Here is a 15369-nt window from a genome sequence, read left to right on the forward strand (position 1 = left end):
ATATTATAATTCTCCAAGTTTAGTTTCTATACACGAGGATGTTTTGCCAGAATTTCCAAGTTCTTGGGTTTGGTATTTATTTTTTTCTACCTTAACCATCTTCACTTTGATCGTACCCCCAATAAAATCCGAAATTTCAGGATCATTCGTTTCCATTAGGGTAAGTGTAAAAGAACATGGACCATTCCAAACAATTTTTTCTTTGAGATACATAGAATTATATTCTTGTACTTGGTAAGTTGCATATCGTTTAAACTGGGAGTTATGCCCCGACTGACATTTGTTATCAAAAATTCCAGTTTGGAAGTGAGAACATTTATTGTTATCTGATTTCATCAACTTAGGATGTGCAGCATCAACTACTTGTATAAGTGCTAGGAAAAAGAAAATCACAGTCCAATATTTCATATTACAGGTACTTCACTTGGTTCATTTAGGTTCGATTGGCTTTTTTTTTCAATCACGTAAATTCTCCAATCGGTAACTACCCAAACCCAGATCCCAACAAACATCGCAGTTGAAATCCAAAGTCCAATGGTGGCACCTGGGATGAGTAAAAAATCGACCACACCATGTTGCAAAACAGCAAGTACAAATCCAAAAATGACGATCAATCGTTTCGCACTCAAATCTTGTTTTAAGTTACTTTTCAGTAAGAACATAGAAAAACACAAATTGATCAAAAGATGGATATTAGAGGAATGGATGGTCCTTGCGATGAAAAGATTTAATTTTTTTTCTTCCGGTTCACGGAAGATATAATGTGTGTTTTCAATAAAGGAAAATCCCATTGCCACAAATCCGCCGAATAATACAACACTTGGTGAAAATTCTTTTGTTTTGCGATCATATCCCAATACAAAAGACAATACCATGATAAAGAAAATTTTGAACGTTTCTTCTGTGATTCCTGCTTGGATAAACGCTAAATGAGCAGTTTGTGTGAGTAAACTTACCTTTTTTTTAGGAGAAAAATCTGTCTCTGGCCAAAGGATGGGGTGTAATCTCAAGATTAAGTCGGTAGCTAACCAACCAAATACCAAAGCAAAGAGGATTCCTATGACCTCTTGCCACCCTTTTTTCGGTTTGTAAGCCTTCCAAATGACAACTGCCCATGGAAACACTGTAGCTGCACCAATCAAATAATCAAAGGTTCCCATTTCTTTCATTCGGGTATCTCTTCCATATAACGGCCGTCAAACAAGTTGATCATTTCTTTTTGTAAAGGAGTAGGAACAAACTCAGGGTCAATGGGTCCATTCCAAAATAGTTCGGTGACACGAATGTCACTTTTTGTGCCTGGTGGAGGCATAAGTGGTCCCAAACTCTCCACAAGTTGTAAGGTCCTTAAGTCTTGGTCTGGGTAATCAGATGCTTCTACAAGTTCGACATCAATAACATCACCATCTTGAGTGATCGTATACGCAACAACACTCGAATAAGGATGGGGGGCTTTTGCCCAGTAGTCCATATAACTTTCAGGAATCCTCATTTTTGCAGAGATATAATTGGAATAAGTGGGAGGGACTTTTTTCCCACGGATTTTTTTGATATAACCTTTCACAGGTCCATTGTCCGCTACTTTCTCATTGGAAATCTTTTCGCCCTTTTCCTTGTTTTCGGTTTCGTTTCCTGTGATGACTCCCCCATTCAAACCTTGGGTATCATCTGGGACATTCGGATCGATGAAATAAAACTCCATCTTTTCAGGTCGGAAGTGGTCATTCTTTTGGGCAGATTGTTCCTTTTTTTTACCACGTTGGATACTGATAGGAATCAGAAACACCAAACAAAGTAATACCAAGTGGAAGAGTAATGAGAGTGGTAAAACGTTTCGAAATCCTTTTCGTAAGCCTGGTTTAAAAAAAGGTTCCGATTCACCATCTTTGTCTTTTTTAATTCCTAAATTTTCTAAACTGAAAGACTTCTCTAAAATCATTGCCGAGTAAAAATACAATCCTACTAATGCAGCGAGGGAAAAGACCGCATATGCAATGTTTTGTGATGAAATAAAAAAATCTTTGTCGGGAATTCCAGGTTTTAATCCAAAACCAGCGAGGAACTGAATCCCAAAAATCGGACTGATATAAGAAAATACCCAAACTGCAGAAAATAAGTATAATAATAGTGTAAGGAATAAAATGGGAAAACCACGCCAATATTCATAAACATAAATATGACCAAACCCTGGCAATATTTGATCATTGAATTTTGCTTTTTGTTTGATGATGAGTTCTAATCGAAGTGGGAACTTTCCTTCAGTTTTAACAGCTTGTTTCCAACTTTCACGGATACGAATTCCTTCCATATAACGAAGATAAGGTTTCGCGAGAAGTGAAGGAATTTTGTTTCGATTAAAACTAAATAGTAAAATACAAATCGAAATAGAATAATTAAATACAAACTGATGAACGTCGTAAAGTGGCGCGAGAGGTGATAAATTCTTTTGTGGGTTTAGGGATTCGGTAATGTATAAAAATAAATATTGGAATACAAGTGCAAGGACAAGCACAAGCAAAATGGTATCAAATTTGGAATCTCTTACTCTCATCTCCGTTCGGATTTGGGAATTTGGAAATTCTCGATTGGCTCGGACCTGTCTTACCAATTCTCGTTTCCGATTTCGAAAAAGGCTGTGTAGGTAATTGGATAGGAGGAAAAGGAAACAAACGATAAAAAACCCAAACTTCAATCGGAAGGTTGTGCCATCCTGTGCTAAAAATGCATTGATCATTCCCTCCCATTCCATACTAGAACGATGTAATAACTCAACAGGGTAAAACAAAATCCAATTGAGAATGTAAACTGCGATCACTGCGATTGCTTTTAGGCGGAGGCGAAATTCCTTAGGGAAAGCAAATAGGATCCCAAATGCCAAAAATGGTCCCAAACTGAAAAGTGGAGAGAGCCAAAGGAAAAACGTTAAGGATTTTTTTGCCCAGGGTGAGAGGTATTGAGAGTTTGCCGAATCCATTCTTTAGTCTTATCTCAAGGAAAATACTTTGAATTTTCATGGAAAACAAAAAATTTGGCGGATATGGCACAGCCGAAAGAGAAAGAAGAACAGTCGCTTAAACCCATAGTCGCAGTCTCCAAAAGAAGAGGCTTTGTTTTCCCGGGATCCGAAATTTACGGAGGCCTCTCCAATACCTTTGACTATGGTCCCAATGGGATTGAAGTCCTTACTAATTTAAAACGCCTTTGGTGGGAGTATTTTGTCCACCGTCGGGATGATGTATTGGGACTCGACTCTTCTATCCTCCTCCACCCTCGAGTTTGGGAAGCTTCTGGCCATATCTCCAATTTTAATGACCCACTGATGGATTGCAAAAAATGCAAAACCCGAGTGCGTGTGGACAAATTTTTAGAGGATAAAGAAGGAGAAGGTGCGGCAACTGGGAAAAGTTTAGAAGAGTTAACAAACACCATCCGCGAAAAAGCCTATGCCTGCCCTACTTGTGGAACGGTTGGCAGTTTCACCGACGCAAGGCAATTCAATTTGATGTTTAAAACTTCTCATGGTGCTTCCGAGGAAGGTGCAACTGACATTTACCTTCGTCCAGAAACGGCACAAGGGATTTTTATCAATTTTAAAAATGTAACACAGATTGCGCGGAAAAAAGTTCCCTTTGGAATTGCTCAAATTGGGAAATCGTTCCGTAACGAAATCATGGCACGCCAATTTATCTTTCGCACTCGTGAGTTCGAACAGATGGAAATGGAATTTTTCTGTGAACCAGGAACGCAAAAAGAATGGTTCAAGTATTGGGTAGACTACTGCATGGACTGGCTTGTGAATGTAGTCGGTTTAAAAAAAGAAAACCTACGAGTGAGAGAACATGAAAAGGAAGAACTTTCCTTTTATAGTGATTCCACAAGTGATATCGAATACAAATACCCGTTTGGTTGGGGAGAACTTTGGGGTATTGCTTCTCGAACAGACTATGACCTAACACAACACGAAAAATTTTCATCCGAAGATCTAAAGTATCACGACTTAGACCAAAAGAAAAAATACCTCCCCTATGTTGTCGAACCAGCACTTGGCCTCAACCGTCTCTTCCTCGCAGTGTTATGCGATGCCTACGAAGAAGAAAAATTAGAAAAAGATGACATTCGTACTGTTTTACGTTTTGGAAAACGAGTGAGCCCCATGAAGGTTGCCATCTTTCCTCTGATGAAAAAAGACGGACTCGATGCCAAAGCAAAAGAAATTTATGCGGATCTTCGGAACCATTGGTATGTCGACTATGATGAAAGTGGTGCGATAGGGAAACGTTACCGCCGTCATGATGAAATTGGAACTCCATTCTGTATCACAGTTGATTATGATACCATGAGTGATGGAACAGTGACCATTCGAGAAAGAGATTCTATGAAACAAGAACGAATTCCAGTTTCAGAAATTAAATCATACCTCATCCAAAGAATGGTATAATTGATCCGCGATTTAATCGAATCAGATAGAAACCAAACCATCGAACTCGTGAATCAGTTTTTCCGAAAGGTAAACGAACTCGAGTTAGATGGACTTTTCCGTATTCGTCCCCGCGCCGCTACCAAATTCACAGATATCTATTTTAAGTTGATTGGTACAGGTAAAGTGTACATGCGTGGGTATTTTGTGGAAGAGGAACTTGTTTCTCTTGTCATTGGAAGGATTGAAGAAAAACCCCACCTCGAAGAAGAAAGAAGTCTCTTTATTGACCTTGCTGTCACCAAATTAGGAAAAAAGAAAAAAGGCTATATGTCTGAACTCTTGCAAGATGTGGATCTTTGGTGTTTGGAAAAAAACATTCCCGCGATTGAACTTCGAGCCATATTAAAAAACGAAGAGGCCATCCAGTTTTGGAACAAATCAAGTTTTGAGCCATTTTACATCCGTTACCGCAAACGACTCGTGAATTGAGGAATTGACACTCAAGTTATAGACTCAATCATTTCGTTCAGATGGATTTTCCAAATGGTTTTACCAACTTCCAGAACTCCCTCCTCCTCCAAAACTCCCTCCGCCACCACCACTAGAACTAGAACTTGAGCTGGATCGATAAGAACTAGAGGAACTTGTATAACTGGAAGAAGAACTTGAACTTGATGAGTATGAAGAATAGGAACTACCGTCACTTTCTTCCCAAATCGTATAAAAGAAATGAAGGAGAAGTAACACAAAATAGGAAAAAATAAAGGTAGAAATCGAAAAATTGAAGGAATCTTTAAACCCTAATATCCCTTCAATGGAAAATCCAAATGTCCACACAAGAGAGATGAAACCATACTTTAGAGCCCTTGTCTTCCAGGACTTCACTTGGATGGATTTTGCCAAAACATAACCTAACACCAAACAGAAAAACCATTGGAAGGAATTAAATACATTACAGAAATCAATTTGAGGAGAGGTATTCCCCCCCGTTGGCCAAAAAAAGAAAATCCCAGCAACTACGCTTAACCAAAGAAGAAAGGCTATTCCATAACGTAGTGCATGTTTTTGAAAAACCGAAATGGATAATCCATAGATGGTAAAAAGAATCAATCCTTGGTAGTATAAAATGGTAAACAAACGTTCCTGATTCAATATAGATTGGATGCTATACCATAAACTTAAAACGGCAATTGAATGGAAAAATAATCCACTTGCTGAAAATCCCAATCGTTTTGCAAAATTTTTATAAGATTGAATCAAAACTTCATCTAACGCCAATTTAATGAATAGCAGTATCCCACCAATGATTCCGATGACCCAAAAGAGCACGATCCATTCCGCATGAAAACTAAATTGCAAAAACGGAATCCAAAAGAGCAGGGAGAATATTGCAAGTGGATACGAAAACCATTCCCAAAGCCCATACAATAAGTATAAATTTAAGGCAACAATGCCAAAGCAAAAAAAATAAAAAACAGCATCTGGTAAGAAGTAAACAAGTCCCGCTACTACGACTCCACCATACAATACATCCAACCAAATTTTACGTTTGAATTTTTTCCCATCAGTCAAAAGGAAATACCCAATCCCAGAAACAACCAATACAACGATTGATATCCCAATATTTGTTACCGTATTGTCATTGGAAAAAGCTGTACCAATACCATCTGGATAATTCGTTTGTAAATTGGGGTTGGAATCAGCATCACCAAATAGGATTAATGTTATCGCATCATAACCAAGTAGAATTCCATTGGGAATATCTCCTTTTTTGAATTCTGGGATCATGATGTTTCTGATAATTCGATTGCACAATACATCTGTTAATGTTTCTTCTAAACCATACCCAACTTCAATCCTAACCTTACGATCACCTACTGAAAGTAATACTAACACACCATTGTCTTTTCCTTTTTGCCCAATTTTTGATTGTTCGGCAACCTGGAGGGAATAGGACTCTAAATTTTCTCCTTCTAAACTTTCAATGATGTATAAAAATACTTGCGCACCAGTTTTGGATTCGATATCGGATATCACCGATTGTAAGTGAGTGACTTGTGAAGAACTTAAGATTCCAACTTCATCTGTGATGGGTGAAGTGAGGATTTTGGTCTCTTTTGCAAATACTGGTGTCAAACAAATGAGATTAACCAAATAAATTGTGAAAAGGAATTGGAAGGTAGTTTTCGGATTCCATAACATAGGGTTAAGACTCTACCAAATTTTCCGTATTTGGCAAGTAGTGTTTTCGAAACTATTTATGATTTAAATTTTGCAAGTTTGACCATCCGAAAGATGGGTCCCATTACGTTTTTGAAGAGTGGGAAATTGGAAAGTTTGATGAGTTTAAAAGTAAGATCCAAAGAATCATGGATCATCAATTTTGTGTTCTGGAACGATTTAGAAGGATCACTTAACCAAAAAAATAAAATCCCCATCTGTTGCATCCATAGAAGATCAGGTAAAACTTTACTTAAGTCCTCTCGTAATTTTGTATTGGAACTCATCATAGCATGTCTGATGATTCCAACAGCTTCTTCACGCAAACTTTCACTTTCAGAACTAAATGGAGAGAGAGGATACGTTGGATCTCCTGCTTGCCTTGCAAGGACCTGTAAAAATTTTTTGTGATGGGTAAAAAGCTCCAATTGAGTAGTGATGATAAACTTATAACGCGCCTTAAAATCTTTTGTTGTTTTGAAAAACTGTTCCGATTGTCTGATCAATTCCTTTTGAGAACTCTTATAAAATTCTAATACCAAATCTTCTTTGGATTGGAAATGGTAATAGGTTAGACCCAATGAAACTTTGGCTTCCTTTGCTATCATTCGCATTGTTGTTGTTTCATACCCTTCTTTTTGAAATAGGACAATCGCTGTTCGAAAAATCTTTTGTTTGGTTTGTGCCTTTTTTGTGACTGATTTTGTTTGTCCTAGTTTCACTTGTACGTTCATTGAGTTTGGCATTGTGTACTCTGGTTAAAAAAAAATTTGAGAACAGAAAGTCCTAATTCTAAAAAATTGAACACGTTCAATTAGTATTCAGGGAACTTTCCCCTTTTTGAACATGTTCAATTATGACATATTTTTGCCATTTTTTTATTTGTCATAAAAAAATTTTCTTGCCCCACATAAGTCAAATTGCCACAATTTTATCTTAGAAAATTCAGAGGTGAAATATTTATGATTCGAAAAAGTCTTTTGGCCTTTTTTGTAACTGCCATGTTGGCAACCCCAGTTCTTGCGAGTTCTGGTTCTTCTTCTAAACCACTTGCGGGAACCTACCCGATCATCTTATCACATGGTCTTTTTGGATGGGGCGAAAATTCAGGCGGGATCATTAGTATTGTCAACTATTGGGGCGGAACAGATGACTACCTCAGAAGCCAAGGGGCAACCGTATACGCTCCATCAAAAACAGCAGCTAACTCCAATGAAGTGAGAGCAGCTGAATTAAAAGCTGCCATCTTAACTTATGCAGCAGCCACTAATTATTCTGGCAAATTCCATATCCTTGGTCATTCGCAAGGTGGTCTCGATAGTCGTTATATGGTTTCCAACTTAGGACTTTCTAGTCGAGTGGCAACCCTCACTACACTCAATACTCCTCATTATGGATCACCAATTGCTGATATCATTAAAACTGTTCTACCAGGTTGGATCCAACCCTTTGTAGCAAGCATTGTAGAAACTCTCGTCAAAGTAGTGTATGGTGGAACCAACCAACAAAATGCACTAGCGGCTCTTTCTTCTCTTACCAAAGAAGGATTATCTACTTTTAACTCCTATACTCCTAACCAATCAGGTGTGAAATATTTCTCATATGGTTCTTACATCACTCTACCTGATTTGATCCAACACCCACTGATGGGGATTTTACACCCAGCATGTGCTGCTGGTGGACTTTTCCAAGGACAAGGGGCAACAAACGATGGTCTTGTTCCACTTTCTTCTCAAAAATGGGGAACTTGGAAAGGAGGTCCTTCCTATGGAATCTTGACTACTGGAGTTGACCACTTACAAGTATCCAATACACTTCGTTCTGGAAGTTTATGGTATGATGTAGAAGGATTTTATATGAATATGGCTTCCAACATGAAGGCGAACCAATAATCTACTTCTGTTCATTTTTTAGAAAACCTAAGGCTTCGCCTTGGGTTTTTTTGTTTTCAGATCCCATTTTCTAACCTTTACTTTACTTCACCACTATCCCTATGCATACAAAATACCTTCGATTTTTGAGTTTCGGCGCTATTGTGATTGTCTTTGTCATTGTGATATATCAATTCACAAAAACGAATGAATTTGGATCTTCCAATGAAGAAAACCCAAATGACAAAGCTGAGTCTTTTTTTCGCACCCAAAGTGATGGTTTTTCTGTGGATCCTTTTTATTTAGAATCTGCGAAATCAATTTTTTCACCCGATGGTCAGTTTTTGCGGTTTGATGAGATCATCGCCAAAGCCAAGTCAGGTGATCTAAATTTAATTTCTGAATTATGGAATTTACGCCGTCAATGCCCGGAAGGTAGCACCAGAGAACAATGCCACGAATACATCAAAGCATTCATCCAAAATGAATATTCTGGTGAAGACGCAAAAAAACTCTTAAATCTCTTAACCAATTATTTGAAATATGAAGAAGCTATGGTACAACTTGATCCAAGTTCCAAGGCATTCACCAATGCCGAACGTTACGAACAAATCAAACAACTCAGAAGGAAATATTTTTCCAAGGAAGATGCTGATCTGATATTTGGATTAGAAGAAGCCACTGCTGATTTTAGTTTTAATCGTAAGAATTTTTTAGAGGAAACAAAAAACCTAAAAGCAGAAGAACGTATCCGATTGTATGAAGAATATCGCAAAAAATCCTTCGGGGCTTATTACAATGCCGTAGTGAGTCGTGAACCTCAGTATGATAAATTTGAAACTGAAATGGACCTGAGACAAAACGAATTGAATAAACTCTCTGGTGCAGAACGTGAATCAAAGGAACGTGAAGTACGAACTCGTTATTTCGGCAAAGATGGAAATGAACGAATGGAAAAAGTATTGAGAGAAATGAAAGAAGAGGAAGAAAAAATTTCAAAATTAGAAATTGAAGAAAAAAACTTACTCAAAAACAATCCAAATTTATCGAATGCAGAAAAAGAGAAAAAATTAATGGAACTTCGTATCAAGACCTTTGGCAACAAAGAACTCGCAGAAGAATACTCTCGCCGATTGGAATATGAGAATTCACTCAAAAATTCCGGGAATTAATTCCTACTTCACTTACACAGCGTTAGCTGCTATAGGTTTTGCACTCTCTCTTGAGCCTTACGGTTTTGTCACCGCAGGGTTTGTGTGTGTCTTATTCATTCTCCTCGTCACAAAAGAAATCATTCGAGTGGGAACATTCCGTTTTGCGATTCTTTGTACCGTTCTTTTTTCCTTTTTGGTAACATTTACTTCGTTTTATTGGATGTGGAGTGCGATCAAAAATATTTCTTCACAAGGGAACTTTGTCACATCCATTCTCTTCTTACTATACGCGATTCTATCATTTTATAAAATTGGAGTGGTATTTGTTTCCGCTTATTTCGTACAGAAATATCGTTTGGTAAGCGAAACAAAGTTTTATCTTTTGATTTTCCCTGCTCTTTTCCTGATTTCAGATTGGATCTGCCCTATGATTTTTCCTGTGTATTGGGGTGATCTCTTCCGAAACCAAATCCTTTGGCGCCAGATGGCACGTTTTGGAACCGAGGTGCTTGGTGTCGTTTCCGTTGTTTCCGTATCTTTACTTTACCTGATGGTGAGCCATAAAATTTCCAATTGGAAAGAATCAATATTATACTTGGCTCCGATTTTTTTTATTTTCTCTACCAATTTATATTTTTTGGCAGAAACGATCCCATCAGGAAAAAACCTACATATGGTTTTAGTCCAACCAAACACACCATATGCGAAAAATGAAATCAGAGAAAACTTTGATTTTATGACTAAAACCTTACAAGATGTTTATAATCTTTCAGAGGAAGCCATACGCAATGCTCCAAAACCAATCGATGTGATTGTTTTACCAGAATCTTCCATTCCTTTTTTAGGTACATTGCCATCTGATCATACAAACTCAACTTATAGCCAAAGTTTTGTAGATATTACAACCAATCTTGTCAGGAAGGCGAATACTACACTAATTTTCAATGAACTCGTCTGGGACCAAGGATCCAGAAATTCATTTAGTACACTACATCCAATCACCTTACAAATAGATAGGCGATACAAACACATCCTTTTACCATTTGGAGAATACCTTCCTTTCGAAGATAAACTGCCTTTCTTAAAATACCTATTCCCCGAAGTAAGCCACCATATTCCATATGGTGAATTTTCATCTCAAAACATCCAAACCAAATCCAATGAGTCTGTGATTTTGACGCCTCTCATTTGTTATGAAGTTTTGTATCCAGAATTTGTTAGACATATGGTAAAACATTCCCCTTCAGAGCTAATCATCAATCTCACAAATGACTCATGGTTTGAAAGCCATACGGAAACAAAACAACATGCTGGTGCGGGAAGGTTAAGAGCGATTGAAACAGGAAGGCCCTACGTTCGAGCCGCTGTATCAGGGATCACAACAGCATATGATCCTTGGGGAAGAGAGATGATGGGGGAATTACCTGTCTTTCAAAAAGCAATCGCCTATTTAGATGTGATGACCGTTTCCACACGGAGAGAGACTCCCTATTTACAAATTGGACCCTATCCTTGGAGGTTCATGGCTCTTTTTAGCTTATTTTTTGCATTTTTCACGAGTCCAAGAGCATTCCACTCGCATAAAAAGAAAAATGAAATTGAAATTTAGCATAGGATAGAAAGGCTATTCGAATATGGAATGGGAAAAAATACTTCGCGATGCAGTCAAAGAAAACTCAATTAAGGAGTTGTATCTTAGAAAGGTACCATCGTTAAAGACTTGCGAAGATTGGAATAAGGTAGTTGAAGTGGGAACCGTTGACCACAAAACGAAATATGCATACTACAAGGGTGGGCTTGTGAAATATGGAGAACGTTTGTTCTTTGTCACCCAAGAAAGATTGGATGCAGTTTCCCCTTTTCGCAAATGGGATTTTAAAAACAAAATCAAAGTCACTGATCCAGAAATGACTGCTGGTGAAAAAAAGTAAGCGATTCCCCGAATCGATTCTCCTTCCTTCAAACGGAAGGTAAAAAAAAGACCAACAATCGTTGGTCTTTTTTTTTGAATGGTTCTAATGAGAACCCATACTTGCTTGATGCAGGAAAGATTTTAACGATTCAATCGAATGATCATATTGAGTTTTTCAGCAATGGCAATTACTTCCATTACTTTTGATTTTTCAATGATGATCCCTGTTGGACTCACTTCTTCTAATACAAATTTTTTCCCTTTGATTTGACCAAGTAGAAGTTCCATCACTTGGGAATCTTTTGTTCGGAGGAGAACAGAGTCTTCTGTAATCGTTACGATTGGTAAATTGTTTCCCCAATCATCGAGTAAGAAGAGTAAGTTTTGTGCAAGATCAGCTTTCGAAGACTCACGTAAAAAATGGATAAAGGTTTCTTTATCATAACCAAGTAAAATCCCCAATTGGAAACTATCTTTGGTAAGTAAAAACGTATACACTCGATCATAATCTTTGAGTTCACAAAACGCTTTGAGTAAGTGGATTCCATGTAAGGAAACTCGATCAGGGAACGCAATGATCGAAAAGTCTGGGTTGATGGTAATCCCACCCTTTTCTGTTACCGTTACGAGTGGCTCATGGTTGAAGTAATGGAGTCCTAGTTCTGATAAACTTAGATTCCTTTGAGGGTATTCCACTTCGATGAGACCAAAAAGTTGTAAGTAAAAAATAGCAGAGATGATTTCTTTTCTGAGATCTGCCAAATCTTCTTCGTATGTTTTGATTTGGAAGGTAGGAGAAAATACCAAATGGTCACGAATGATATGGGAAAATATCACTGATGTATTGATTTTTCCGTGTGCCATAATGAGTTTTACAGTTTTATCTAAAATTCCTTTTTCATAAAAAGGGACTTCAGTAGCAGTAAACACTTCTGGGGGATTTAACCTACGAGTCCTTGCTTCATTCACTTCATGAATGACAAGTTTCATGATTTCAAAAATATCTTTTTTCAGGAACTCATCTGTTTCTTGGATTAAGATAACATTTTCGCCCTTGATATCCACATAACCTAACAGTTTTAAGATGGGGAGAATGAGTTCAATTTGATAAACTTGGCTTTTTTCAGGGAATATTTCAATATCAGGTGATAAAAGTTCTGTTTCTGTTCTTTTATGATCCGCTTGTTTGATTTTTCCTGACTTGGCAAGGTTCAAACCTTTTCTAGAAATATAAGAAATGAGTTTTTTTACGTTTAAGAAAAAATCGAGTCCGTTTGCAGAAATTTTTTCCTGACGAACACGAGTTCCCTTTTTTACAGGAGGTAAAATAGGAGAAAATTGTAAATGGTCGAGAATTTCCTTTGGAATGACAATCACACGAATGAATTTGTCTTCCACATAATACAAATCTCGAACTAAATAAAGTGCTGTTAGGTGAGGGATGGTTTGTTCAAACTTCCCACGACTGACTGTGATGTAATTGCGAATGGTTTCGGCTTCGATCACACCACCGTGTATGTAAATTTGGTGTAATACATCTTTATCAAAATCAGAGAGTTCATCGATGAGTTTTTGTAAAACTTCAGCACTGAGTGCATTCTTTAAAAAGGTTTCAATGTGTTCGCCTTTTTTTGCACCAACTGCTTCCTTCCATTCCTCGGGAAGTTCCGCAAGGGTTGCTTTGTGAAGTGTTTTCTCAATGGAATACTTAAATTTTTCACCCTTAGGATTTGTTTCTACTTTGATGAGTTTTTGATATTCGTCATAAGTATGGTATTTATCTAAATTATTAGTAAGGCGTTCGCGGTTTTTTCTTTGGTATAATAAATAGTACTTTCGAAGAACGTTTAGTTCCATCTCCACGTTGATGGGAGGAATGTTGACCTTTCTTGAAATTTCTCCGAGGGTCATCACTCCTTTGTTTTTCAAAATGGAGGTGAGGATGTTCACTTGAAGGGGAGTGAACTTTTCCAAAACACCTTTTAGGTAAAATTCGTTTTGGAAAATCTCCATGAGACCCAAAATGGTCGATTTTTTGTCCTTTCCTGGGATCTTTTGGATGTTCCAAAGGCTTGCGATTTTTTTGATCTCATTGAGATCGAGTTTCTCTAACTCTTGGTACAGGACAGTTTCTTGGCTCATGGGTGCGATTTGATAAGTTTTTGGTTGGGACCTAATCCTGCAACTCTATTTCAATTGTAGGTTCGGAGTCCATTTTGTCGTTTCCAATCCCCATTTAGGTCGCAAATTAGGGCTTATGGACTCTTTTTCCGAAATAGTATCTTTCGGTCTCCACTCAAGCCTTCGTGTGGCCCATTCCAGTTTTGTGTTTTCTACGAGACTCCTTGGAATCCTAACCAAACTGGCAAAAGGAAACCCAAACCATAGAGAAATCGCCATCTCCCTCAGGGAAGCCTTTTCCCAATTAGGTGCCACCTATATCAAACTGGGTCAATTCATTGCAAGTGCCCCATCTCTTTTTCCCATCGAGTATGTGGAAGAAATGCAAGCCTGTCTTGATTCCGTAAGACCCGTACAATTCCGAGAAATCCGTTCCTCTGTCGAACGGGAACTAGGTGGAAAACTAGAATCCCTCTTCCATAGTTTTGAAGAAACACCTCTTGCCTCAGCTTCCATCGCCCAAGTACATGCGGCCGTGACAAAAGAAGGCCTTGATGTAGTTGTCAAAGTACAAAGACCTGACGTCCACCTAACATTAAAAACCGACATGCAGATTTTAGGAATTCTCACCAAAGTTCTAGAAATCATAGCTCCTGAATTTAAAAAATCGGGACTCACTGCGATGTTCCAAGAATTTCAAACTTCGATCTTACAAGAGATCGATTTTATCCAAGAAGCCAAAAATATCGAAGAGTTCGAATCTTATCTGTTAAAAGCGAAAGAAACAAGGGCAAGAGTGCCTCGTGTGTATCATACTCTTTCTACCAAAAAAGTATTAACCATGGAACGGTTTTATGGAGTTCCCATCACAGATGAAAAAGGGTTAAAACAATTTACAGACAATCCAAGAAAAGTATTAAGTGATGCGCTAGAGATTTGGTTTTCTTCTTTATCCAACCAAGGTTTTTTCCATGCAGATGTTCACGCTGGAAATTTAATGATCCTTAAAGACGGAAGTATTGGATTTATAGATTTTGGGATTGTTGGAAGGATATCACCAAAAATTTGGAGAGGGTTAATGCTTTTCACACAAGGGATTGGAATTGGTGAACCAACACTCGTGGCGAAAGGACTTGTGGAAATGGATTCAACAGATAGTGGAGTGAACCCTACTCTACTTGCCAAAGAGTTAGATTCTGTATTCAATGAATTAGAATCAGTCTACGTACATTTAACTGAAAACGAAATGTTTGATGAATCGAAGGTGAATCGAATCATGTTCGAAATGAAGGAAATTGCTGAAAAAAATGGATTAAAAATTCCAAGAGAATTTGCCCTCCTCATGAAACAAATGTTATACTTTGATCGTTATGTAAAATCCATGGCACCTGAAATCAATTTATTCCGAGACTCTCAAAACTTTGTAATCGGGAAAACATGACATTACTCGATTTACACGAAGGTGATTCTGCTGTGATCCAGTCCATTAACATGGACCAATTGCCCAAACAAATGCTAACAGAACTATTGGAACTTGGCTTTTTCCCTGGTGCAGAAATTCGATTAAAAACAAAATCGAAGTACCTTGGTAAACTGATTTGTTCTCTTGGTGAAACCACAATTGGGCTTCGTATGAAGGACGGAGAAGCGATTTTACTAAAAACCAAATAA

Annotated in this window: 14 protein-coding genes; 8 read left to right on the top strand and 6 right to left on the bottom strand. The window is 37.8% G+C overall.

The annotated features are described in order from the left end of the window. Nucleotides 1-3: 3 nt before the first annotated feature. The 3 genes from CH354_RS00870 to CH354_RS00880 are packed head-to-tail and all read right to left on the bottom strand — an operon-like array spanning nucleotide 4 to nucleotide 2974. Nucleotides 4-408, bottom strand: coding sequence for a hypothetical protein (locus CH354_RS00870; RefSeq protein ID WP_100716349.1), 405 nt, complete (start codon nucleotides 406-408; stop codon nucleotides 4-6). Beyond that, nucleotides 405-1169, bottom strand: a complete 765-nt coding sequence (locus tag CH354_RS00875; RefSeq protein ID WP_100726305.1) for a PrsW family glutamic-type intramembrane protease — start codon at nucleotides 1167-1169, stop codon at nucleotides 405-407. The genes CH354_RS00870 and CH354_RS00875 overlap by 4 nt, the downstream gene beginning before the upstream one ends. After that, on the bottom strand, nucleotides 1166-2974 hold the full coding sequence (locus CH354_RS00880; protein ID WP_100766261.1) for an energy transducer TonB family protein: 1809 nt from the start codon (nucleotides 2972-2974) through the stop codon (nucleotides 1166-1168). Before CH354_RS00880 ends, CH354_RS00875 begins: the two co-directional genes overlap by 4 nt. Before the next feature lie 63 nt (nucleotides 2975-3037). Here CH354_RS00880 and CH354_RS00885 point away from each other — a divergent pair, with 63 nt between their 5' ends. Continuing rightward, nucleotides 3038-4438 (top strand): glycine--tRNA ligase, encoded by a 1401-nt coding sequence (locus CH354_RS00885; RefSeq protein WP_165780322.1) that lies wholly within the window; start codon nucleotides 3038-3040, stop codon nucleotides 4436-4438. Next, nucleotides 4439-4909: a GNAT family N-acetyltransferase gene (locus tag CH354_RS00890; RefSeq protein ID WP_100726303.1), complete on the top strand. Its 471-nt coding sequence runs from the start codon at nucleotides 4439-4441 to the stop codon at nucleotides 4907-4909. 60 nt (nucleotides 4910-4969) lie between these two features. Here CH354_RS00890 and CH354_RS00895 read toward each other — a convergent pair whose 3' ends face one another. Together CH354_RS00895 and CH354_RS00900 are read right to left on the bottom strand one after the other, a co-directional pair. Then, complete coding sequence (locus tag CH354_RS00895; protein ID WP_100726302.1) at nucleotides 4970-6622, bottom strand: TPM domain-containing protein; 1653 nt, start codon at nucleotides 6620-6622, stop codon at nucleotides 4970-4972. Nucleotides 6623-6678: 56 nt separating this feature from the next. After that, nucleotides 6679-7386, bottom strand: coding sequence for a TetR/AcrR family transcriptional regulator (locus CH354_RS00900; RefSeq protein ID WP_100726301.1), 708 nt, complete (start codon nucleotides 7384-7386; stop codon nucleotides 6679-6681). Nucleotides 7387-7602: 216 nt separating this feature from the next. Here CH354_RS00900 and CH354_RS00905 point away from each other — a divergent pair, with 216 nt between their 5' ends. The 4 genes from CH354_RS00905 (at nucleotide 7603) to CH354_RS00920 (ending at nucleotide 11596) form a co-directional block, all read left to right on the top strand. After that, nucleotides 7603-8532: an esterase/lipase family protein gene (locus CH354_RS00905; protein ID WP_100716342.1), complete on the top strand. Its 930-nt coding sequence runs from the start codon at nucleotides 7603-7605 to the stop codon at nucleotides 8530-8532. 125 nt (nucleotides 8533-8657) lie between these two features. Then, nucleotides 8658-9683: a lipase chaperone family protein gene (locus CH354_RS00910; protein ID WP_243395907.1), complete on the top strand. Its 1026-nt coding sequence runs from the start codon at nucleotides 8658-8660 to the stop codon at nucleotides 9681-9683. After that, complete coding sequence (gene lnt, locus CH354_RS00915; protein WP_100726299.1) at nucleotides 9652-11274, top strand: apolipoprotein N-acyltransferase; 1623 nt, start codon at nucleotides 9652-9654, stop codon at nucleotides 11272-11274. Before CH354_RS00910 ends, lnt begins: the two co-directional genes overlap by 32 nt. Nucleotides 11275-11299: 25 nt before the next feature. After that, nucleotides 11300-11596: a hypothetical protein gene (locus tag CH354_RS00920; RefSeq protein ID WP_100716339.1), complete on the top strand. Its 297-nt coding sequence runs from the start codon at nucleotides 11300-11302 to the stop codon at nucleotides 11594-11596. A gap of 122 nt (nucleotides 11597-11718) precedes the next feature. Here the strand turns inward: CH354_RS00920 and CH354_RS00925 are convergent, their stop codons facing one another. Further along, on the bottom strand, nucleotides 11719-13719 hold the full coding sequence (locus tag CH354_RS00925) for a helicase (RefSeq protein ID WP_100716338.1): 2001 nt from the start codon (nucleotides 13717-13719) through the stop codon (nucleotides 11719-11721). A 115-nt stretch (nucleotides 13720-13834) separates the two neighbouring features. On the opposite strand from CH354_RS00925, the gene CH354_RS00930 reads away from it, so the two are divergent. After that, the gene (locus CH354_RS00930; protein ID WP_100726298.1) at nucleotides 13835-15139 is read left to right on the top strand and encodes an ABC1 kinase family protein; all 1305 of its coding nucleotides are present in this window, start codon (nucleotides 13835-13837) and stop codon (nucleotides 15137-15139) included. Continuing rightward, entirely contained in the window at nucleotides 15136-15369 is a 234-nt protein-coding gene (locus CH354_RS00935; protein WP_100726297.1) for a FeoA family protein, read from the top strand. Before CH354_RS00930 ends, CH354_RS00935 begins: the two co-directional genes overlap by 4 nt.

Origin of the sequence: Leptospira levettii (assembly GCF_002812085.1) — a bacterium.
Taxonomy (GTDB): domain Bacteria; phylum Spirochaetota; class Leptospiria; order Leptospirales; family Leptospiraceae; genus Leptospira_A; species Leptospira_A levettii.

Coding starts and splice junctions, on each gene's coding strand:
- CH354_RS00880 (WP_100766261.1), bottom strand. CDS start 2,974: ATGGATTCGGCAAACTCTCAATACCTCTCACCCTGGGCAAAAAAATCC.
- CH354_RS00900 (WP_100726301.1), bottom strand. CDS start 7,386: ATGCCAAACTCAATGAACGTACAAGTGAAACTAGGACAAACAAAATCA.
- CH354_RS00870 (WP_100716349.1), bottom strand. CDS start 408: ATGAAATATTGGACTGTGATTTTCTTTTTCCTAGCACTTATACAAGTA.
- CH354_RS00935 (WP_100726297.1), top strand. CDS start 15,136: ATGACATTACTCGATTTACACGAAGGTGATTCTGCTGTGATCCAGTCC.
- CH354_RS00925 (WP_100716338.1), bottom strand. CDS start 13,719: ATGAGCCAAGAAACTGTCCTGTACCAAGAGTTAGAGAAACTCGATCTC.
- CH354_RS00895 (WP_100726302.1), bottom strand. CDS start 6,622: ATGTTATGGAATCCGAAAACTACCTTCCAATTCCTTTTCACAATTTAT.
- CH354_RS00905 (WP_100716342.1), top strand. CDS start 7,603: ATGATTCGAAAAAGTCTTTTGGCCTTTTTTGTAACTGCCATGTTGGCA.
- lnt (WP_100726299.1), top strand. CDS start 9,652: ATGAGAATTCACTCAAAAATTCCGGGAATTAATTCCTACTTCACTTAC.
- CH354_RS00875 (WP_100726305.1), bottom strand. CDS start 1,169: ATGAAAGAAATGGGAACCTTTGATTATTTGATTGGTGCAGCTACAGTG.
- CH354_RS00885 (WP_165780322.1), top strand. CDS start 3,038: ATGGCACAGCCGAAAGAGAAAGAAGAACAGTCGCTTAAACCCATAGTC.
- CH354_RS00920 (WP_100716339.1), top strand. CDS start 11,300: ATGGAATGGGAAAAAATACTTCGCGATGCAGTCAAAGAAAACTCAATT.
- CH354_RS00930 (WP_100726298.1), top strand. CDS start 13,835: ATGGACTCTTTTTCCGAAATAGTATCTTTCGGTCTCCACTCAAGCCTT.